The following is a 20,960-nucleotide window of genomic DNA, read 5'->3' on the forward strand; positions in this document are numbered from 1 at the left end:
GCCCCCTGTCAGGGCAACCCACCCGCCCACCAGTCGCCCTGCCAGGGGGCGGTGGCGTTTTTCCGCGTCGTCATGCTTGACCTGACTGCTGCCTTGGTTGATCGTGGGTGATCCGTTTGAGGGGCCTGAGCCATGCATATACCTGCCATCACCGGCACGGGCGTTTTCACGCCTGATCAGATCATCACCAATGACGAATTGGTCGAGGCGTTCAACGCCTATGCGGACAAGTACAACACCACCCATGCCGATGCGATTGCCGCGGGTGAGGTCGAGGCAAAGGCGCCGTCCTCGACCGAGTTCATCGTGAATGCGTCGGGCATCCATCAGCGATATGTGTTGGACAAAACCGGCGTGTTGGACCCTGACGTGATGCACCCGCACCTGCCGGCGCGCAGCGACGAGGAGCCGTCGTTGATGGCGGAGATGGCGATGGACGCCTGCGCCAAGGCGCTTGAGCAGGCTGGACGCAGCGCCGAGGAGGTTGATCTGGTGATTTGCGCGGCCAGCAACCATGAGCGTCCTTACCCGGCGATTGCCGTAGAAATACAACAGCTTCTGGGGGCAGGCGGCTTTGCCTTCGATATGAATGTCGCCTGTTCGTCCGCCACGTTCGGGATGCAGGCCGCGGCCGACATGATCCGCTCGGGGTCGGTGCGCTGCGCCCTGGTTGTCAATCCCGAGATTTGCTCAGGACACTTAGAATGGCGTGACCGGGACTGCCATTTCATCTTTGGCGATGTCTGCACGGCGGCGGTACTGGAGCGGGCCGAAGATGCCCAGGGCGCGCATTTTGTCATCCGGTCCACTCGTTGCGCCACACAGTTTTCCAACAATATCCGTAACAACAATGGCTATCTGCGCCGCACCCGCGAAGGTCACATGGCGGACCGGCGCGACATGCTTTTCGTGCAGGAAGGCCGCAAGGTGTTCAAGGAGGTGCTGCCGCTCGTCTCGAAACACATCGCGGCGCATATGGCCGATGAGGGGGTCGAGGCGGCGGACCTCAAGCGGCTCTGGTTGCATCAGGCCAACAAGGCGATGAACGATTTCATCGGGCGCAAGGTGATGGGTCGTGTGCCGGAGCCGCATGAGCAGCCCAACATTCTTCAGGATTATGCCAATACGTCATCTGCCGGGTCGATCATCGCCTTTTCGAAGTATTCCGACGATCTCAAGCCGGGGGATACCGGGTTGATTTGCTCCTTCGGGGCGGGATACTCGGTTGGGTCGGTGCTTGTCGAGCGCGCTTGATCGCTACGGCTCGCCAATCCGTTCCGAACCAGCGTGATTTGCAGGGTGTTCCGAACGTCTAGAGAGGCAGCGGGTGAGACCGTCATTGCCAGGCTGGCCCCACCTTCTGGAAGCGAGCTTCCTGGGATGGAATGCGATAGGACCAATGCTGCCCGCAATCGGGATTTCGAAGAAAGGACATCCCCGTAAATCCACAGCCTCACCCTTGTGCCCGCACTTGGGGACGTCGAGCACCCGTATATCCCGGAAAACCTTGGGATTGCTTACAAATGACATTTCGGGATAAAGCCTTTAATGGGAAAACATCAGGGGCTTTCCCCTGTCACAGGTCGCGCGGACCACCTTGGGGATAAGAGATGTCGAAAATCGGAAGTTACCTGAAGAAACACACCGAGGCGCTGGTCAAAGATGTTGGCATCGAACCTGCGTGTGAGTTGACCGGCAAGTCAAAGGCCACCCTGGGGCGGTACTATTCCGACCATGATGAGCATTCGGACCGGTTCATGCCGATTGATGCGGTGGCCGCGTTGGAAGAGGCGTCATCCTATCCGCATGTGACCAGCGCGCTTGCGGAACTCAAGGGCATCAACTTGTCCTATGACGAAAGCCGTCGGAACACCGATGAGAAGGGCGGGGTGAATTCCGACGTGATCGCGCTGAGCCAGCGATTTGCCATGCTGATGGCCGAGTACCAGCAATCCATTGATGACGGTGTGATCACGGTGAACGAGGCCAAGCGCCTGCTGAAGGAAACCACGATGCTGCAACAGGTGCTGATCGAGATGAAGCTCCATCTCGAAGAGGAAAGCGTATAGGGCAGGTCGCCGGGGCGATTTGAGGCCGTAGAGCTTCATGAGAAACTGAGATGGCGAGAAGCGCCAAGTGGGCTATAGCCGAGCGTCGCACCACGGGTGTCGCGTGTTGACGTACTGCGCTCAGGTCTCGGAGATTTTCAGCCAACCCGGACAGGCAAGCAGCGTGCCATGCAGGTCGAAGGCGGCATGGCTGTGCAAGGACGTGACAACGACCGCGCCACGATCGCCTGTCAACTCGGGAGGGTCCGTTGAGCTTCCGATGAGCGGTTCGAGTCCAAAGCGGCCGTCAAAAAAGTGCTCTTTGCCGTTCCAAATTCGGCGAAAAGCTCACACTCTCTGCTTGTCCAACCGTCTTGCGGTTTTTCGTCGTGCAATGGCGAAACACATGAGTGACCCAGCCAAGAGGCCCAATCCCCCGGGTAGCGGAACGGCAGCAACGTCGAGTGTCACCGACCAGTTTGCAGTGTAGCTCGCCACATTCGGCAGAGCGGTATCTCCGGTGAAAATCAGCGTGATCGGATCGCGCACCGGTGTGATACCAAGGGGCGCATAGCTTCCCGCCAGCAACCCGGAAAAGGTGAAGCTCTCCTCAGGGCTCGAATAGGTGAACCCCATGGCAAACGATGCTGCGGAGGGAAGCGAATTCGACAACTGGAATGACAGACCCTGAAGCTGAGTTCCGGATGCGAAGGAGACTTCCAAAATGTCCTGCGGGTCGCTTCCGAAAAGACAGCTGAACGTCACCGTTCCCAAGCAGTCGCCTGAAAGAGATCCGGAAATCGTGTGCGTTCCCGCGTCGAGCGGCCCGATCATCGCAGGAGAAGCATCAGCGTAGTCGATGCCCTCTACAATTGTCGCTGACATGGCTGAAGCAGGAAACAACGACAGCAAAAATATATAAACCAGTCGCATTAAACTTTGCCCCCAAAGTAATAATTGAAAACTTATAAGGCCAAATATTCATAATTTGCGTCGGTCGAGTCAAGCGAAGCGCCTAGTGCTGCGTTCTTTGAGTTTGCTATCGGTCTGTCCCGCTTAGGTGCCAGTGCCTGTATCGAGCCCATTTTGCAAATAGCACCCGCCCGGAATCAAGGTGCGCAGCACCGCCGGGCAGCGCCCGACCGCCCCATGGGCGGGCGCTTCGTCACCGTTTAAATCCGACCGATTGTGGGAGGTACACGTCACCATAAAGTGCGAAGAACAACCTCAGTGGCGCCCACCCGCGGTCGGGCGATGCCCTCAGTTTCAATGGCGGTCGAGGGACCGCTTCATCCCACAAGATGTCCATCCCTAAGTGCGGTGTTTCCATCCTCTGACATTGCATCACGATGCCGGAGATTGCTGGATTGGAACATCGTGCAATTGCGGGAGGGGGCTTGGCCTGTGGGGCGATTTCGTGCAGGAGTGCGGAAACAGCACCGACACCTGAGATCAAAGGATTGCACCATGACCGACATTACCCGTTATGAGACCAACCAACGCATGAGCAAGGTCGTGCGCCACGGCGATGTGCTTTACCTGGCGGGGCAGGTCGGCATTGCCGGAGACAGCGTCGCGGATCAGACGCGCACTTGCCTTGAGCGGGTTGAAGAGCTGCTGGCGCTTGCCAATTCCGACAAGTACCGCATCCTGCAGACAACCATCTGGCTGGCCGATATGGCCGATTTTGCCGAGATGAACGAGGTGTGGGATGCGTGGGTGCCGGAAGGCCATGCACCGGCCCGCGCCTGCGGCGAGTCCAAGCTGGCAAGGCCCGAGCTCAAGGTCGAAATCCTGGTTGTGGCCGCCGCAAGGCCGCCTGTTGGTGAGCGCGCGCGCTGAGCGGCGGCAGAGGTCTTATCCCTCCTCACAATAACCCTGCCCGACGGATGGACGCTGCCGGTTGGTTGCGCTATCAGGCGGGCAGGTACTCACTCTGAAAGGCGCGCTCATGTCTGGCCACGGCACCCCGATCCCGATGACTTCGGCCAAATGCGGCCCGCTCCGTGGCACGGCGGATGTGCCGGGGGACAAGTCGATCTCTCACCGGTCGCTGATCCTGGGCGCGATGGCCATCGGCGAGACGCGGATTACCGGCCTGCTGGAGGGTGAGGACGTGCTCGACACGGCCAAGGCGATGCGCGCCTTCGGGGCCGAGGTCACCGATCATGGCGGCGGGGAATACTCGGTACACGGCGTCGGGGTCGGCGGTTTTGCCGAGCCGGACCAGGTGGTGGATTGTGGCAATTCCGGCACCGGTGTGCGCCTCATCATGGGGGCGATGGCGACCTCGCCGATTTCGGTCACCTTCACTGGCGATGCGTCGCTGAACTCCCGCCCGATGGCGCGGGTCACCGACCCGTTGGCTCTCTTCGGCACACAATCCGTGGGGCGCAGCGGGGGACGCCTGCCGATGACCATTACCGGCGCGGCAAACCCGGTACCGGTGCGCTACACCGTGCCGGTCCCCTCGGCACAGGTGAAATCCGCGGTGCTGCTGGCGGGGCTCAACGCGCCCGGTCAGACCGTGGTGATCGAGAAAGAGGCGACGCGCGATCACACCGAACGCATGCTGGCCGGGTTCGGGGCCGAGATCACCGTCGAGGAAGCCGAAGAAGGCCGCGTCATCACCTTGACCGGTCAACCGGAACTTTTGCCGCAAACGATCGCCGTCCCGCGCGATCCGAGCTCAGCGGCTTTCCCGGTCTGTGCCGCGATCATCACGCCGGGATCGGATGTACTGGTGCCGGGGATTGGCCTCAACCCGACCCGCGCGGGGCTTTTCACGACGCTGCGCGAGATGGGCGCTGACCTCACCTATGAAAACGAACGGACCGAGGGCGGAGAGCCGGTTGCGGATCTGCGCGCGCGGTTTTCGCCTGACCTCAAGGGGATCGAAGTGCCGCCCGAGCGCGCGGCCAGCATGATCGACGAATACCCGGTGCTCTCGGTGGTTGCGGCCTTCGCCACGGGCGACACGGTGATGCGCGGGGTCAAGGAACTGCGCGTGAAGGAAAGTGACCGGATTGATGCCATGGCGACGGGGTTGCGTGCCAATGGCGTCACCGTCGAGGATGGCCCGGACTGGTGGACAGTGACGGGCCTTGGTCACGGCAATGTGCCGGGCGGGGCCACCTGCGCGAGCCATCTCGACCACCGCATTGCCATGTCTTTCATGGTGCTGGGCATGGCCACCGAGAAACCGGTCAGCGTCGATGATGGCAGCCCGATCGCCACCTCCTTCCCGATTTTCGAGCCGCTGATGGCGGGTCTTGGGGCGCAGATCCGGCGCGACAATCACTAGTCTGATTGCGCGTTGAGCCATGGCGCGCTGGAAGCAGGTGCTCCCCTGCACCTGAAAGACTCTACGCGCTTTCTTTGTCCGGCACCCGCTGAACCTCGCGTTGTTGCAGCGCCTGCTCCGCGACCGGCACGCCGAGGAAGGTGCTGACGCGCGGGCCCGGGCGCAGGCGAAGGCGCAGGCGCAGGGCCTCGCCCGCTTCGCGCAGAAAAACCCGGCGGCCCATGCGGGTATACCAGCGCATCGCATGGCGGATCTCGGGGTCGGGGTGTAGATAGCTGCGCCAAAGCGCCTTGGGCCGCGCCTGCAGGGCCAATTCGATGCATTTGACCCACAAAAACACCCGCCAGGGCGGCACCCTTGCCACCTCAATGACCTGGTGTTTGTAATCCCAGCGGCGCAGGTCGGTGTCGATCACCCGGCGATCCGCCGATTGCTGGTAAAACGGTGTCCATTTATGCGGTATCGCGTAGATCGACATGATCTGATCCGGGTCGTAGCGCCGCAACTGCCGCAGAAGCTGCCAGTAGTCGCGGTCGCGCTCTTCCGCAAAGCCCACGGCAAAGGTGCAAAGGCCGATCATGCCGTTTGCGCGCAGCAACTGGATGGCCTGCTGATCCTTGCTCCGGGTGCCGCCCTTGCGCACGGCTTGAAGCGTCGTCTCGCTGGTGCCCTCAAGCCCCAGCAGGAACCGCAGCACCCCCGCCTTGTGGTAGAGCGGCAGGATGTCCTTGTCGCGCACGATGTCGTCGGCGCGGGTGGAGCCGATGAGCTTAATGGGCAGATCGAGCGCGATCAGTTCGTCCAGCAGCGCGCGCCACGCCTTGGGCGAGGTGGTGGGGTTCTCGTCGGCGAGGTTGATCAACTCGACGCCGTGTTCGCGATGCAGCCAGGCGATTTCGCGGGCGAATTTCACCGGATCTCGGTGTCGCCACCGGGTCCAGAAACCCCGTTGGCCGCAATAGGTGCATTGATGCGGGCAGCCGCGCGAGAACTGCATGATCACCGCCTTGCGCCCGCCCCAATAGGAATGAGCGTCGAAGTCGATCAGTTCCCACCCGATCCGGTAGGCGTCAAGATCGCGGATCATGGCCGCGGGGCGGGTGGCGACGGGTTCCCCGGCCTTGCGATAGGCGATCCCTGGCACGGTTTCGGGGGTGTCGAGCGCGCAAACAAGCCGCCGGATGGTTTCCTCACCCTCGCCGCGGACGATGAAATCGACTTCGGGGCATTCTTCCAGCACCTCCCGCCAGTGATACGTCGGGAAGACACCGCCATAGATGATCCGGGCATTGGGCAGGCGTCGGCGCAGGTCCCGGACCCAAAGGGCCACCGTGGGGTGGGCGCTGGTCGAGCCGGAATGCCCGATTAGGACGACCTCGGGCCGGTGCGCTACCACGTGGGACAGCGCCTGATCGAGCGACAGGGGGCCCAGATCGGCGTTGACAAGGCTGACCTCGTGGCCATCGTCGATAAGCGGTCCACCTAGGCACAGAAGACCGAAGGGGGGCAGGTTTTCACCGGGGATGCGGCTGCCGATGGCGGTATGCGGGGGATGAAGCAGGGTGATGCGCATGTCTGATCTCCTTTGCTGACAGGACCAAAATGCACCCCGGCCCGTGCAATTCCTGCGCAGCCTTTCAGGAGTTTTGCCGGGGCCGCATGGGAGCATTGAACTTGCACAAGAAACCGGGGCATATGGTGGGATAATTGCCCATTGATTGAGTGGTCCGGCCAAATGACATCTGCAGACATCATCGTGATTGGCGGGGGCATCGCGGGCATCAGTGCGGCGGCAATGTTGGCCCAGGACGCGCAGGTCATTGTCCTCGAGCGCGAAGCTCAGACCGGGTACCATTCCACCGGGCGATCCGCGGCGACCTTCATTCGCAACTATGGCAACGCCACATTGCGCGCGTTGAACGCGGCGGCGGAGCCGGTGCTGACTGAGCCCGAGGGGATTTCCGACACGTCGCTTTTGTCGCCGCGTGGCGAGCTTCTTGTGGCGACCGAGGCGGAGATAGGGGCGCTTGAGGCTTATGCAAAAGGGTCGAGCGGCGTGGAGCGGATCACACCGGACGAGGCCGTCGGCATGGTGCCGGTCCTGAAACGCGACAAGCTGGTGGCGGCGCTCTATGAGGAAAGCGCGCAGGATATCGACGTGGACCGCCTGTTGCAGGGATATATCCGCCTGTTGCGTGCGCGGGGAGGGCGGATCGAGACCGAGGCAGAGGTGACGGCGATCACCCGGCAGGGTGCCGATTGGCAGGTGACTTGCGGCGATCATGGCTATGCCGCGCCGATCGTGGTGAATGCCGCGGGGGCCTGGACCGATCATTTGGCGGCGATGGCCGGTGTGCAGACGGTCGGGCTGCAGCCCTTCCGGCGCTCGGCGGTGCTGATGGCGGTACCGGAGGGGATGGAGACGAGCCATTGGCCCCTGACCGCGTCGGCGGAGGAGACGTGGTATGCCAAGCCTGATGCGGGAAAGCTCCTGATTTCACCGGCGGATGAAGACCCGGTTGCGCCGCAGGATGCCTGGCCCGACGACATGGTTCTGGCCGAGGGGCTGCACCGGTTCGAGGAGGCCACGACATTCCCGATCACCCGGCCCACCCATAGCTGGGCGGGGCTGCGCAGTTTCGTGCCGGATCGGACTCCGGTTGCCGGTTTCGCCCCCGATGCGCCGGGCTTTTTCTGGCTGGCGGGGCAGGGTGGCTACGGGGTGCAGACCGCACCCACGCTGGCGGCGCTGACCCATGCGCTGTGCTGCAACGCGGCCCCGCCGGTCGCCCCCGAGGTGGTCGCGGCGCTTGACCCGGCGCGGTTTGCTGTCCCTGCGTGATCTTGAGTGCGCGGCGCTGATCCACTAGCAATGATCGGACAGCAGGGGGCAGAACATGTCATTCACCATCGCCATTGACGGACCCGCAGCCGCGGGCAAGGGGACGATTTCGCGTGCCGTGGCGGCGCGTTTCGGCTTCGCCCATCTCGATACCGGGCTGCTCTACCGGGCGACCGGGCGGCGGACGCTTGACGGGACGGATCCGGTGGAGGCCGCGCGGGCGCTGACACCCGCGGATCTGGAAGCGGATGATCTGCGCACGCCGCAGGTGGCGCAGGCCGCGAGCCGCGTGGCGGCGATCCCCGAGGTGCGGCAGACACTCCTCGATTTCCAACGGGCCTTTGCCACCCGTGATGGCGGTGCGGTGCTGGACGGGCGCGACATTGGCACGGTGATCTGCCCCGATGCGCAGGTGAAACTCTTCGTGACGGCCAGCGATGACGTGCGCGCGCGGCGCCGCCATGCGGAACTGACCGGCAAGGGCCATGAGTTGACCGTTGATGATGTGTTGGACGATTTGCGCGCCCGTGATGCCCGCGACAGCGCCCGGACCACGGCGCCGCTCAAACCCGCGGCGGATGCGGTGCAGCTTGATACCACGGAAATGTCAATCGAAGCGGCGACCGAGGCGGCCATTGCGATCATCGAAAAGCGGATGGCAGCAGATCAGGCGTAAGGTGGTCGCCGGGGCGCGATGTTACCGGATACTCTGAAAATTCCGCGTGTCGGCGCGCATGTTGTAAAGATCGCCCGCGTAATGCTGATAGAAAATGACATCCATCCAACTTGTCGCCGAATAGGCGTCCTCGACATAGGGGCGGTCCACGATGGCGCAAAGCACGATGGTCTTGTTTTCAAAGCCCGGGAAACTGCGCCAGTGATCGAATTCGCCCCGGCAGGTGGCATCGCCATCGGCGAGGGGCGTGGTGTTGTCGGCGGGATAGATCACACCGATCATGCCCTCGTTATGCCCCGGAATGGCAGGTACGATCCGGCAAAGCGTTGACATCGCCAGGGGCGTCCCGTCGGCGGTTTCCAAACTGTCTGCGCGCGGGGTGACGCAGCTTTGATGGTCGACACCCGACACCGTGGGGAACTCCGCGTTGTTGCTTTTGTAGAACTTGGCGGCGAGGGTCGTGTCCGCCATCTCGACAAAGCCGTGGCCGTCGAATGCGAAATTGTAGGGCATGAAGGTGGTTGGATCATCGGCATCCAGAAACGTGAAGGCAGCCCCGTGGAATGACAGCCTGTCATCCTCGATCTGCGCGTCGAAACGGCGATATCCCATCAGGATTTCTGCGTCGGAATTGGTCAGGGACGGGCCGCCGAAAAGGTCCCGCGCCAGCGATCTTATCGGGCTTTCACGACCGTCCTCGAAAGGGATGGACGCCGGGGCGACCGCATAGGCCAGGAATCCGACCGAGAAGACGAGGAAAAGGTAGTTCAGTCTGAGGTTCATGGACCGGCCTCTGATTGGATGCGCAAGGCCGGTCTACTGCGAAAATGAGCGGATTATGTGGCAGGTCCGTGAATTTCTCAGCCCTTGTAGAGGGCGCTTTCGCTGCCGAGATAGCCGTTCCAGGCGAACCAATAGGCGATATGGCCCGCAACACGGGGCAGGGTTTCGCCATTCGCGGCGCGCAACACCTCTTCGCCGATGGTCCAACGCCTGCCATCCGAGGATAAGAGCCCATCCTTGGCACTCTTGAAGGTCAGGTTGCCGCGTTCATAGGCGCGCACCGAGCGGCTCTTGGCATCCCCGATCAACACAAGCGGCCGGCCCTGCATCGCGTCGTTGATCACGCGCCGATTGCGAAACGCTTTGAGCGGCCACGCCTTGGCGCCGCCAAATTCGCGGATGCCGAACACGTAGTCCTTCTGCCGGTGCTGGCGTTGATCCACGTTGGTTGGGAACATCAGGTCATTCGAGGCGAAGTATTCCTGATAGACCACGCCGGAGCCATAGTTCCGGCGATGCCCGGTTTGCAGGGACAGGATACGGGTGTCGGGATTATCGCTGCGCCAGTTTTGCCAGGTCGTGATGACGACGGGGCGTTGTTGCAATTCGATGCCGCTGTTGACGAGTTTGCCGGACACGGGCTTGCCGGTGAACTGGTTCCAGAGCGAATGCGTGGCCCGGTCGAACATCAGCTTGTTCGAGCGGTAGAGAAAGCCCGACGAGCCGAAAACAAGGGGCCGTGACCGGCCCTGGACCTTGGTTTCAAAAAGGATGCCTGAGCCGCAGAGCGTACAATAGGCGAGCGCGACGGGAACGCCGCCGATCACCTCGTTGAACATCTCGTGCCACCCCATGATCCGCAGCGGATAGGCGCGGGTATCGCCGTTGATCGACACGCCGAAAACCAGATCGCTGTCGCGCATGTAGCTCGCTTCGCCCGCGGTAATCAGGCGGGGATTGTCGAGCGACGGGATGCCGTCCTTGCGCACCCCGCCCCAGGTGATCTCTTCGAGGCGGATCTTCATCCGGTCCCGACGCAGGTGGCGTTTCTTGAGGAAAACGTCGAAATTCGGGTCGATCTGCAGATAGACCTCGCGTTTGAGCGCGATCAACGATGCTTGATGCGGCACAACCTGCGGGTTCGCTTCCTGCCAGAGCATCCAGTCGAACCAGCTATCGCCCGCGTCGGTGCCGGTGATCTTGGTCAGGGTCTCGGCAAAGTAATGCCGCGGCAGGTTGGAAAAGCGCATCGCCATGATGAGGCCCGCGGCCAGATCGGGTTTGCCCCGGTCGCGGATGGCGGTCAGGGCGGCAAAGGCGCGGTCGGGCGGGCCGGTGATCGTGTCGTGCAGCAGGTCGAATTCGGTCTGGCTCGATTGTGCCAAAAGGGGCGCGGGCAAGGCGCCAATCGCGGCGGTGCTGGCGATGAAACGGCGGCGGGACAGGGGCATGGGGCATCCTCCGGGTACAGGTCTGACCGAAAGATGCGCCTTTGGCGGATCACATGCACTAAACGTCTTGGTGACCGGCCTGTAAGGAATGGGGCAGGGCCTTGGGGGAATGGAATCGGCCCTGCCCCCGGGGACGGCCTTAGCCGTTTGCGAGTTCTTCGACCGACTTGTGCTTGATTTCGGTCCAGTTCTGATCCGCTGTCGCCTTGGTACCTGCGACATCTTCAAGGAAGAGTTCGCGGGTCTTGGCGTTCAGGAAGAGGAACAGTTTGCCTTCATGGACAACGAATTGATCCGGGTCACCGTCGAACTTCTGGCCAACCGCCACGCCGTAGGAGCAGAAACCGCCATGTTGCGGGATGTACTTGGCCGGGTTGGCCTCAAAGGCGGCCTTGTTCTCGGCGCTGGCGAAGTAGTAGGACGCGCCGTCATGGGTCACGGAATGATCCGCCGATCCGTCAACAACCTTTGCGTCGTTCAGAAGCGCAACCGGGTCCGCACCGTGCACGGCAAGGGGTGCGCCGGCGGCGGAGATGCCGTTGCTGACATTGATTTCATCGGCGGCAAAAGCCGGGGCCGCGATCAGCGGAAGAGAGGCGATGATGGTGGTGATCAACAGGTTTTTCATTTTTTCATCCTCATGGGGTTGGGTGATGTCATGCCGTCCGTGAGTGGTGCGACAACACGCAATTTGTTGCTTTTGGATGAAATTTGAATGGCGAGAATTTCAGAAAAACATGCAGATCGTTCATTCGGTCGAATTAATTGGCAATTTTTGCCAAAATAGCTTCGGGATGAGGATGGGTGCAAACCATATACCCCGAGCGTGAGAGGAGCGCCCGCGCCGGTGTAAATTCCGGTGCGGGCCGCAGGATGGTCAGGAGAGGTGATGCACGTCCTGGAGGCCATAGACCGGCGTCGGAATGCCTTCCATTCGCGCCTTGATCTGGAGCGACAGGAACTGCGAATAGTGGCGTGACTGATGCAGGTTGCCGCCGTGGAACCACAGCGCCTCCTGCTGCGTCGGCTTCCACATGTTGCGCTGCTCGCCCTCCCAGGGGCCGGGGTCCTTGGTGGTGTCCGAGCCGAGGCCCCAGACCTTGCCGACGCGGTCGGCCATCTCCTGCCCCATGAGATCAGCGACCCAACCATTCATCGAGTTATACCCGGTGGCATAAACGATCAGGTCGGCTTCGACCTTTTCGCCGGTATCGAGGATTACACCATCTTCGACCACCTCGGTGACCTGCCCCCGCTTGAGTTTGATCTCGCCGTCGATGATGAGCTGGCTCGCGCCGATGTCGATGTAATAGCCCGACCCGCGCCGCAGGTATTTCATGAAGAGCCCCGACTCGTCATCGCCCCAATCGAGCCAGAACCCGGCCTTTTCCAACCCCTCATAGAAGTCCTTGTCCTGTTCCTTCATCGCCGCATAGGCGGGGATCTGGAACTCGTGCAGGATCGCATAGGGCAGGGAGGCAAAGATCAGGTCGGCCTTTTCGGTGGTCATGCCCGAGGCCACCGCGCGTTCGGAATAAAGATCTCCCAACCCGATTTCCATCAGCGTATCCGAGCGCACGATATGGGTGGACGACCTTTGGATCATGGTCACATCCGCCTCGCCCTCCCAAAGCGCGGCGCAGATGTCATGGGCCGAGTTGTTGGAGCCGACCACCACGCATTTCTTGCCCTTGTATTTGTCCGGGCCGGGGTGTTGGGAGGAATGATGTTGGTCGCCCTTGAACGTGTCCATGCCGGGGAAATCGGGCATCCGTGCCTTGCCGGACATGCCGGTCGCCATGACCAGTTGCTTGGGTTTCAGGGTGACCTCTTCGCCGTCCCGGTCGACAACGACGGTCCATTCGCCGGTATCAGCATCGTAACTTGCCGATTTCGCCGTGGTCCGGGTCCAGTAATTCAGCTCCATCACCTTGGTGTACATTTCCAGCCAGTCGCCGATCTTGTCCTTGGGGCTGAACACCGGCCAGTTTTCCGGGAACTTGATATAGGGCAGGTGGTCGTACCACACCGGATCGTGCAGGCAGAGCGACTTGTAGCGCCGCCGCCAGCTATCGCCCGGACGGTCGTTGCGCTCCACGATGATCGTGGGCACGCCCAGTTGCCGCAGCCGCGCGCCAAGGGCGATGCCGCCCTGCCCGCCGCCGATAATCAGGCAATAGGGCTGCGTGCCATAGCCGAGATCGGCCTCTTCCCGTTCGCGCTCTTCTTTCCATGTGGTGCGGTTCCTGCCGGCGCCGTGTTTGGCCCCAAGTGGTCGGTTGTCGCCTTTGGGTTCTTCGTGGCCTTTGAGTTCGACCATGGTCGTCAGGAGCGTCCAGATCTTGCCATCCTTGAGACGCAACAACCCATAGCCACGCGCCACGTCGGTTTCAAAACTGATCCAGGCGGTTGTAACGCCGCCATCCTCCGTAGGGACCTCGCCCTCGGCGATCTGCCAGTTGCGGGGCTTGGTGGTCGAGAGCTGCGATTTGAGCATATCCTCAACCTGATCGCGACCTTCCACGGTCTTGATGTTCCAGGTGAAACTCACGAGGTCGCGCCAATAGCAATCCTCTGCAAACATGTCGCGCGCGGCGGCCACATCGCCCCCTTCAAGCGCCTTGCCGAAATCGTCAAGAAAGGCCTGCGTCTGGTCGGTCGGTGTCGTATCAAGCATCACATTCTCCCGTTATTTCTTTTCGTTCAATTGTGGGGAGAGTGCCAAAGGCCCGAACTTTACGCTAGGTAAACTAAAGTCGACAGCGGGCATGTGAGATGTAGTTGAAAGTCCAGTACCGCATGGCTCCCGGCACCAAGAGCGCGGGACGCCGTGGTAAGTGTCTGATGGGGCGTCGTTCGGATGGATCCTCTGAACTTGCATCTGGTTTGCCATCCATCGACTAATCCCCAACAGATCATGGCAGGCGGCAAAGGTGATGACATGAGAAAACTGATGGCGGTTTTGGCAATTTTCCTGGCTGGTTCAGCTTATGCAGAAACAGATGTCTCCGATCTACTGACCAAACTTGAATCAGAGCTGAAAGAGAAACGACCGGAAGTGCTGGGCAGTCTGCGACCGCCCCTTACCGCCAGCCATATCGCGGCTTTGGAAGAAGAGTACCGTTTCGTTTTGCCCGATGCCGTGAAGGCCCTTTACATGTGGCACGACGGACAGGACCCGAACGGATTCGTCACCTTCGTCAACAACATGCAGTTACTGCCCCTGGCAGATGCGTTGGCAGCAAAGGCCGAATTGGATGGCATGATCGGTTATGATTTCGAGCTGGAGAATTGGTGGCACCCGGCGTGGCTGCCCATATTCCACAACGGGGGTGGAGACTACCTGGTGGTTGACATGGCGGGTGTTCATAGCGGCAACAGAAACCAACTTCTGAACTTCTATCACGACTGGGAATACCGGCCGATTGTCGCAAATGACCTGAGGGTTTTCGTGTCGGGCATCATTGACTACCATGCCGGCACATCGGTTGATGATATGGATGAATTTCATTCAATTGACGGATTTTTGCCCGACCTGGACATCTCCTTTGATGCCGGAGGCACCGCGGAGCCGTTGGAATAGGCGCTGGAGCGGTAAGCCCACCCGATGGCATCGCGGCGGCTGCTTGCGCGACCACGGGGTCGGGGCTTGATCCTGCTGGATAACTGGCTTATATGCGCGCCTGTCGATAAGGCGGAAACCGCCGCAGAGCATTGAGATGAGCAGGGTCGGGACCAAACCGGCCCTCTTTGTTTTGCGGAAAGTGACGGCTCCCGGCTGACCAACGAAACCTTCAAGACCGGCGGAGACAACCGCGCGGCCCGAAAAACCGAAACGTTAGGATTGAAACGCCACATGGCTCAAAACGCATCTATGGAGGAATTCGAAGCCCTCCTGAACGAAAGCTTCGAAATGGACACGCCCGAAGAGGGGTCAGTTGTCAAAGGCAAGGTCATCGCGATCGAAGCGGGACAAGCCATCATCGACGTCGGCTACAAGATGGAAGGCCGCGTCGAGCTCAAAGAATTCGCAAATCCCGGAGAAGCCCCTGAAATCGCCGTTGGCGATGAGGTCGAGGTGTTCCTGCGCGCGGCGGAAAACGCCCGCGGCGAGGCCGTCATTTCGCGCGAAATGGCGCGCCGTGAAGAAGCCTGGGATCGTCTGGAAAAAGCCTATGCTGACGACGAGCGCGTCGAAGGCGCCATCTTTGGCCGGGTTAAAGGTGGCTTCACCGTTGATCTGGGCGGTGCCGTAGCGTTCCTGCCCGGCAGCCAGGTTGACGTGCGCCCCGTGCGCGACGCCGGCCCGCTGATGGGTCTCAAGCAGCCTTTCCAGGTTCTGAAAATGGACCGCCGCCGTGGCAACATCGTTGTCTCACGCCGCGCGATCCTCGAAGAAAGCCGTGCCGAACAGCGCGCCGAGGTTATCGGCAACCTGACCGAAGGTCAGAATGTCGAAGGCGTAGTCAAGAACATCACCGAATACGGTGCGTTCGTGGATCTGGGCGGTGTTGACGGACTGCTGCACGTCACCGACATGGCCTGGCGCCGGGTGAACCACCCGTCGGAAATCCTGTCGATCGGCGAGACCGTGAATGTTCAGGTGATCAAGATCAACAAGGAAACCCACCGCATTTCGCTGGGGATGAAGCAGCTGCAGGACGATCCTTGGGATCTGGTTGCGGCCAAGTACCCGCTGGAATCGACCCATACCGGCCGTGTCACCAACATCACCGATTATGGTGCTTTTGTTGAGCTGGAGCCTGGTGTTGAAGGTCTCGTGCACGTCTCGGAAATGTCCTGGACCAAGAAGAACGTGCATCCCGGCAAAATCGTGTCGACCAGCCAGGAAGTCGAGGTCATGGTCCTGGAGATCGACGGTGCCAAGCGCCGCGTTTCCCTGGGTCTCAAGCAGACCATGCGCAACCCCTGGGAGGTCTTTGCCGAGCAATTCCCCGAGGGCACCGAGGTTGAAGGTGAGGTCAAGAACATCACCGAATTCGGTCTCTTCATTGGTCTGGAAGGCGAGATCGACGGCATGGTTCACCTCTCCGACATTTCGTGGGACGAGCGTGGCGAAGATGCGATCCAGAACTACCGCAAGGGCGATATGGTCCAGGCGGTTGTCTCGGAAGTCGATACCGAGAAAGAGCGTATCTCTCTGTCGATCAAGGCGCTGGGTGGCGACAAGTTCGCCGAAGCCGTTGGTGGCGTGAAGCGCGGGTCGATCATCACTGTCGAGGTCACCTCGATCGAGGATGGCGGTATCGAGGTCGAGTACGAAGGTATGAAATCCTTCATCCGTCGTTCGGACCTTTCGCGGGATCGTGCAGAGCAGCGTCCGGACCGGTTCTCGGTTGGCGACAAGGTTGATGTGCGCGTGACCAACGTGGACAGCAAGACCCGTCGTCTGGGCCTGTCGATCAAGGCGCGCGAAATCGCCGAAGAGAAAGAAGCCGTCGAACAATATGGCAGCTCGGACTCGGGTGCGTCGCTGGGCGATATCCTGGGTGCTGCGCTCAAGGGCGACGAATAAGCCAGGCCGACCGGTTTGGGAAATTGATGAGGTCCCGCCCTGTTGGCGGGGCCTTTTCTTTTGCCCGGAGGCTTTCAAACGGAGTGCGCTGACGCGCACGCTTGGTATCTCGTTGTCGGCGGGAGGCAGGGGTGCCACCCGCCTCCGCCTCGGGGCCGGGCACCAGGGTGTCGCCGCAGGTGCGGACACGGCTGACGGGTTTGATCCGCACATTGTGCTGCGCGGCCATGCGCCGGGCTGATTTCCCGTTGCGAATCAATGCTCGTGCGTCGCCCGGGAAAACCAGTTGGCGCCGCAGGTCGCAGCCGGTTGTCTCATTTTTCGCGGATATTTTTCCGCCCGTCCGTGAATTTTTGGGCAAATTCATGCTGTTCGGGCGTTGCTTTGTGTTTCTGTTTTTCGAGATGTTATCTATAGTTACTCCGTTGCCATTCGATCAAAACAAAAAACGCTCGGGGGAGGGTGCAAATGATCCGATCGGAGTTGATTCAGAAAATTGCCGATGAAAATCCGCATCTCTATCAGCGGGATGTGGAACGTATTGTGAATACCATTTTTAATGAAATTACAGATGCAATGGCCAATGGGAACCGGGTCGAACTGCGTGGTTTCGGCGCGTTTTCGGTCAAGAAGCGTGATGCCCGTATTGGCCGTAACCCGCGAACCGGCGCGTCGGTTCAGGTCGAAGAAAAACACGTCCCGTTTTTCAAGACGGGTAAACTGCTCCGGGATCGTCTGAACGGGAAGTAAGCCCATGCGCTACATTCGCTATGCCTCGATTGCCATCTTTGCGGTGGCTTTGATCCTTGTGGCGCTTGCCAACCGGGGCATGGTGACGGTCAAGGTGCTGCCTGACGAGCTGGCGGCGCTGGCTGCGGTGAACCCGAGCTATGAGGTGCCGCTTTTCATCGTCATCTTCGGCGGTGTTCTGGCGGGGCTGATCGTCGGGTTTATCTGGGAATGGATCCGAGAGGCCAAGGAGCGCATGGCCGCGGCCCGGCAGGCGCGCGAGATGCAGCAGATGCGCGCGGAGATCCGTCGTCTCAAGGGGGAAAAGCACCAGGGCAAGGACGAGGTTCTGGCGCTGCTGGACGAGGCCAGCTAACAGGGTCATGCCACAGAATATTCGCGTCAAGATTTGCGGGCTGACACGGCCTGAAGACGTCTCTGCGGCTGTTTCCGCGGGCGCCACTTACCTAGGGTTCAACTTCTTTCCGAAGTCGCCGCGCTATGTCGATATTCCCGATGCTGCCGTTCTGGCCGTCGATGTGCCCGACGGTGTGGCCAAGGTCGCGCTTGTGGTCGATGCCGATGACGCCTTGCTGGATGCGCTGGTGGGCCAGGTGCCGATCGACATCCTGCAGTTGCACGGGTCAGAGCCGCCGGAGCGGGTTCTGGCGGTGAAGGCACGCTATGGCTTGCCGGTGATGAAAGTGATCGGCGTGGCCACTGCGGATGATCTGCCGCAGCTTGACGAGCAGGGCCGGGTGGCCGATCAACTGCTTGTCGATGCCAAGCCGCCGCCGGGAGCCGATCGGCCTGGCGGGAATGCAGTCACGTTCGACTGGAACCTGATTGCAGGACGTCGGTGGCCCGTGCCGTGGATGCTGGCGGGTGGGTTGACACCGCAGAACGTCGCGGACGGTATCGCGAAGACTGATGCGACACAGGTCGACGTCGCCTCGGGCGTGGAAAGTGCGCCGGGGATCAAGGATGCGCAGATGATCGCGGATTTCATCGCGGCAGCGCGCGCATGATCCGGTTTCGCGAGGCCGGGCGCGGCGATATCACCAGGGTGATCGCGTTGCTGCGTGATGATGTTTTGGGCCAGTCCCGAGAAGAGGATGATATCGGCCCGTATCTTGCGGCGTTCGAGGCGATGCGATCCGAAGGCGGCAACAGGCTGATTGTCGGCGAGAATACCGAAGGCAGCATCGTCGCCACCTATCAGATCACCTTTATCAGCGGCCTATCCCTGCGGGCCGCCCGGCGCGCGCAGATCGAAAGTGTGCGCGTCGCCAGCGAGATGCGGGGGCAGGGCATCGGAGAGGCGATGTTTGCCGACGCCAAGGCACGGGCCCGGGCGGCGGGGTGTTCGCTCATGCAGCTTACGATGAATGCGAGCCGAACCGACACTCACAGGTTCTACGAGCGTCTTGGTTTCACGCCCAGCCATACCGGTTTCAAACTTCCGCTCGACTGACCTCGTAGGGGCGTCGCACCTGTTGACAGGGTCTGCTCCCCTGCTGATGCTATGGCAGCCAAGAAGGGATGAACATGACGGCGCATACGGAAGAACTGGCAGATGTCTACGGTGCTAAATCGCCCGAAGAGGCGCGGGCGATCTATAACCAATGGTCCGATAGCTATGATGCCGACAACCTGTCACGCGGATTTCGGCTGCCTTCGCTGGGGGCGGGATTGGCCGCGCGTTATCTTGGGTCGGAAGCGGGGCCCATACTGGATGCCTGTTGCGGTACCGGGCTTGTCGGGGAAACCTTGAAGCTGCTGGGGTATGACCGTCTGACCGGCTGCGACATCTCCCCTGACATGCTGGCGGCGGCGCGCAAAACAGGCTGCTACGAAGATTTGCGCGAGGCCGATCTGGGGCAACCTCTGCCGTTTGAGGCCGGTACATTTGCAGGCTTTGTGTGTGTCGGTGCGTTTGGCCCGGGCCATGCGCCCCCGGTCAGCCTGGAACATCTGGTGCAGGTCACGAAACCGGGCGGTTACGGCGTCTTCAACCTGATCGAGGCGAGCTATGAAGCGCAGGGCTTTCCCGAGGTCATGGACCGGTTGAGTGGCTCCGGGAGTTGGCGGATTGCCCATGTCACCAAGCCTTTCCTGCCGTTTCTGCTGGCAGAGCCGGACCTCTGGTCGCGGGCATATGTGGTGCAGATCTCCGGGAGAGCCGGTATTTGACCTGAACGGCGGTAGGGAAAGGTGATTTTCCCCGCTTTTCACTGGAAAATCCTGCCGCTGCGCCATATTCACGGGGGAAATACTGCCAAGCCATGCGAAAGGCATATCCGATGAACGATCTCTTCAACAGTTTCATGACCGGTCCCGACGAAAAAGGCCGTTTCGGCAATTTTGGCGGGCGGTTCGTGTCGGAAACGCTCATGCCGCTGATCCTGGAGCTGGAAGCGCAATATGAGAATGCCAAGACGGATGAGAGCTTCTGGGCCGAGATGCATGACCTCTGGACCCATTACGTGGGGCGCCCTTCGCCGCTTTACTATGCCGACCGGCTGACCAGCCATCTGGGCGGGGCCAAGATTTATCTCAAGCGCGATGAGTTGAACCATACCGGTGCGCACAAGATCAACAACGTGCTGGGCCAGATCATCCTGGCGCGGCGTATGGGCAAGACAAGGATCATTGCCGAGACTGGTGCGGGTCAACATGGGGTGGCCACGGCCACCGTCTGTGCCAAGTTCGGGTTGAAATGCGTGGTCTATATGGGTGCTCATGATGTGGAGCGGCAGAAGCCCAACGTGTTTCGCATGCGCCTTCTCGGGGCGGAGGTGGTGCCGGTGACGTCGGGCCGCGGGACGCTGAAGGATGCGATGAACGACGCGCTCAGGGACTGGGTGACCAATGTACGCGACACATTCTACTGCATCGGGACGGTCGCGGGGCCGCACCCCTACCCGGCGATGGTGCGCGATTTCCAGGCGATCATCGGCAAGGAAGCCAAGGAGCAGATGATGGCCGCGGAGGGGCGCCTGCCCGACACGATCATCGCCGCCATCGGGGGCGGGTCGAACGCCATGGGGCTTTTCTTTCCGTTCCTTGATGACAAGGAGGTCGAGATCATCGGGGTCGAGGCTGGTGGCAAGGGCGTGAATGCCAAGATGGAGCATTGCGCGTCATTAACCGGCGGGCGCCCGGGGGTTTTGCATGGCAATCGGACCTATCTGTTGCAAGATGAAGATGGGCAGATCCTCGAAGGGTATTCGATCTCTGCGGGCCTCGATTATCCGGGTATCGGGCCGGAGCACAGCTGGCTGCACGAGATCGGTCGGGCCAAATATGTTTCGATCACCGACAAGGAGGCCCTTGAAGCGTTCCAGCTCTGTTGTTTGCAGGAGGGGATCATCCCCGCGCTGGAGCCGAGTCATGCGTTGGCCCATGTGATGAAGATCGCGCCGGAATTGCCGTCCGATCACCTGATCTGCATGAACATGTGCGGGCGCGGCGACAAGGATATCTTTACCGTCGCCAAGCATCTGGGCTTCGAGATGGAAGAGGCGGATTGAGGCGGTTAGCGTCTATCAGGCATGCCGTGGGGAACGCCCCGCATCTGGCGCAACGCCC

At 60.9% G+C, this 20,960-nt stretch carries 20 protein-coding genes; 14 read left to right on the top strand and 6 right to left on the bottom strand.

Features of this window, described 5'->3' with window-relative positions:
* Positions 1–132 precede the first annotated feature (132 nt).
* Together RBB29_RS21715 and RBB29_RS21720 are read left to right on the top strand one after the other, a co-directional pair.
* Positions 133–1,254 (top strand): beta-ketoacyl-ACP synthase III, encoded by a 1,122-nt coding sequence (locus tag RBB29_RS21715; RefSeq protein ID WP_306117044.1) that lies wholly within the window; start codon positions 133–135, stop codon positions 1,252–1,254.
* A 356-nt stretch (positions 1,255–1,610) separates the two neighbouring features.
* Positions 1,611–2,069, top strand: coding sequence for a hypothetical protein (locus RBB29_RS21720; RefSeq protein WP_306117043.1), 459 nt, complete (start codon positions 1,611–1,613; stop codon positions 2,067–2,069).
* A gap of 327 nt (positions 2,070–2,396) precedes the next feature.
* Here RBB29_RS21720 and RBB29_RS21725 read toward each other — a convergent pair whose 3' ends face one another.
* A complete protein-coding gene (locus RBB29_RS21725; RefSeq protein WP_306117042.1) occupies positions 2,397–2,981 on the bottom strand; it encodes a hypothetical protein in 585 nt (194 codons plus the stop codon).
* 534 nt (positions 2,982–3,515) lie between these two features.
* On the opposite strand from RBB29_RS21725, the gene RBB29_RS21730 reads away from it, so the two are divergent.
* Both RBB29_RS21730 and aroA read left to right on the top strand, forming a co-directional pair.
* Positions 3,516–3,890, top strand: a complete 375-nt coding sequence (locus tag RBB29_RS21730) for a RidA family protein (RefSeq protein WP_306117041.1) — start codon at positions 3,516–3,518, stop codon at positions 3,888–3,890.
* A gap of 109 nt (positions 3,891–3,999) precedes the next feature.
* Positions 4,000–5,352 carry a 3-phosphoshikimate 1-carboxyvinyltransferase gene (aroA, locus tag RBB29_RS21735; protein WP_306117045.1) on the top strand — a complete coding sequence of 451 codons (1,353 nt, stop codon included), beginning with the start codon at positions 4,000–4,002 and terminating at the stop codon, positions 5,350–5,352.
* A 61-nt stretch (positions 5,353–5,413) separates the two neighbouring features.
* Here the strand turns inward: aroA and bchE are convergent, their stop codons facing one another.
* On the bottom strand, positions 5,414–6,925 hold the full coding sequence (gene bchE, locus RBB29_RS21740; protein ID WP_306117040.1) for a magnesium-protoporphyrin IX monomethyl ester anaerobic oxidative cyclase: 1,512 nt from the start codon (positions 6,923–6,925) through the stop codon (positions 5,414–5,416).
* Between the two features lie 162 nt (positions 6,926–7,087).
* Between bchE and RBB29_RS21745 the strand changes: the two genes are divergently transcribed.
* Both RBB29_RS21745 and RBB29_RS21750 read left to right on the top strand, forming a co-directional pair.
* Positions 7,088–8,194, top strand: a complete 1,107-nt coding sequence (locus RBB29_RS21745) for an FAD-binding oxidoreductase (protein ID WP_306117039.1) — start codon at positions 7,088–7,090, stop codon at positions 8,192–8,194.
* Positions 8,195–8,249: 55 nt separating this feature from the next.
* Entirely contained in the window at positions 8,250–8,870 is a 621-nt protein-coding gene (locus RBB29_RS21750; protein WP_306117038.1) for a d(CMP) kinase, read from the top strand.
* Between the two features lie 21 nt (positions 8,871–8,891).
* Here RBB29_RS21750 and RBB29_RS21755 read toward each other — a convergent pair whose 3' ends face one another.
* The 4 genes from RBB29_RS21755 to RBB29_RS21770 all read right to left on the bottom strand — a co-directional run bounded on the left by RBB29_RS21755 (position 8,892) and on the right by RBB29_RS21770 (position 13,781).
* Complete coding sequence (locus RBB29_RS21755; RefSeq protein WP_306117037.1) at positions 8,892–9,653, bottom strand: hypothetical protein; 762 nt, start codon at positions 9,651–9,653, stop codon at positions 8,892–8,894.
* 77 nt (positions 9,654–9,730) lie between these two features.
* Positions 9,731–11,104, bottom strand: coding sequence for a DUF3179 domain-containing protein (locus tag RBB29_RS21760; protein ID WP_306117036.1), 1,374 nt, complete (start codon positions 11,102–11,104; stop codon positions 9,731–9,733).
* A 139-nt stretch (positions 11,105–11,243) separates the two neighbouring features.
* Positions 11,244–11,732 carry a YHS domain-containing (seleno)protein gene (locus RBB29_RS21765; RefSeq protein ID WP_306117035.1) on the bottom strand — a complete coding sequence of 163 codons (489 nt, stop codon included), beginning with the start codon at positions 11,730–11,732 and terminating at the stop codon, positions 11,244–11,246.
* 249 nt (positions 11,733–11,981) lie between these two features.
* Complete coding sequence (locus RBB29_RS21770; protein WP_306117034.1) at positions 11,982–13,781, bottom strand: NAD(P)/FAD-dependent oxidoreductase; 1,800 nt, start codon at positions 13,779–13,781, stop codon at positions 11,982–11,984.
* A 183-nt stretch (positions 13,782–13,964) separates the two neighbouring features.
* Between RBB29_RS21770 and RBB29_RS21775 the strand changes: the two genes are divergently transcribed.
* The 8 genes from RBB29_RS21775 to trpB all read left to right on the top strand — a co-directional run bounded on the left by RBB29_RS21775 (position 13,965) and on the right by trpB (position 20,902).
* Positions 13,965–14,687, top strand: coding sequence for an SMI1/KNR4 family protein (locus RBB29_RS21775; protein ID WP_306121222.1), 723 nt, complete (start codon positions 13,965–13,967; stop codon positions 14,685–14,687).
* Between the two features lie 273 nt (positions 14,688–14,960).
* On the top strand, positions 14,961–16,640 hold the full coding sequence (rpsA, locus tag RBB29_RS21780; protein WP_306117032.1) for a 30S ribosomal protein S1: 1,680 nt from the start codon (positions 14,961–14,963) through the stop codon (positions 16,638–16,640).
* Between the two features lie 468 nt (positions 16,641–17,108).
* The gene (gene ihfB, locus RBB29_RS21785; protein WP_306117031.1) at positions 17,109–17,390 is read left to right on the top strand and encodes an integration host factor subunit beta; all 282 of its coding nucleotides are present in this window, start codon (positions 17,109–17,111) and stop codon (positions 17,388–17,390) included.
* 4 nt (positions 17,391–17,394) lie between these two features.
* The gene (locus RBB29_RS21790) at positions 17,395–17,745 is read left to right on the top strand and encodes a LapA family protein (RefSeq protein ID WP_306117030.1); all 351 of its coding nucleotides are present in this window, start codon (positions 17,395–17,397) and stop codon (positions 17,743–17,745) included.
* A 7-nt stretch (positions 17,746–17,752) separates the two neighbouring features.
* Entirely contained in the window at positions 17,753–18,397 is a 645-nt protein-coding gene (locus RBB29_RS21795) for a phosphoribosylanthranilate isomerase (RefSeq protein ID WP_306117029.1), read from the top strand.
* On the top strand, positions 18,394–18,843 hold the full coding sequence (locus tag RBB29_RS21800; protein WP_306117028.1) for a GNAT family N-acetyltransferase: 450 nt from the start codon (positions 18,394–18,396) through the stop codon (positions 18,841–18,843). Before RBB29_RS21795 ends, RBB29_RS21800 begins: the two co-directional genes overlap by 4 nt.
* Before the next feature lie 74 nt (positions 18,844–18,917).
* A complete protein-coding gene (locus RBB29_RS21805) occupies positions 18,918–19,562 on the top strand; it encodes a class I SAM-dependent methyltransferase (protein WP_306117027.1) in 645 nt (214 codons plus the stop codon).
* Positions 19,563–19,672: 110 nt separating this feature from the next.
* Positions 19,673–20,902, top strand: coding sequence for a tryptophan synthase subunit beta (trpB, locus tag RBB29_RS21810; protein WP_306117026.1), 1,230 nt, complete (start codon positions 19,673–19,675; stop codon positions 20,900–20,902).
* The last annotated feature ends 58 nt before the right edge of the window (positions 20,903–20,960 follow it).

Origin of the sequence: Roseovarius sp. MMSF_3359, assembly GCF_030733385.1 — a bacterium.
In the GTDB taxonomy this organism is placed as follows: domain Bacteria; phylum Pseudomonadota; class Alphaproteobacteria; order Rhodobacterales; family Rhodobacteraceae; genus Roseovarius.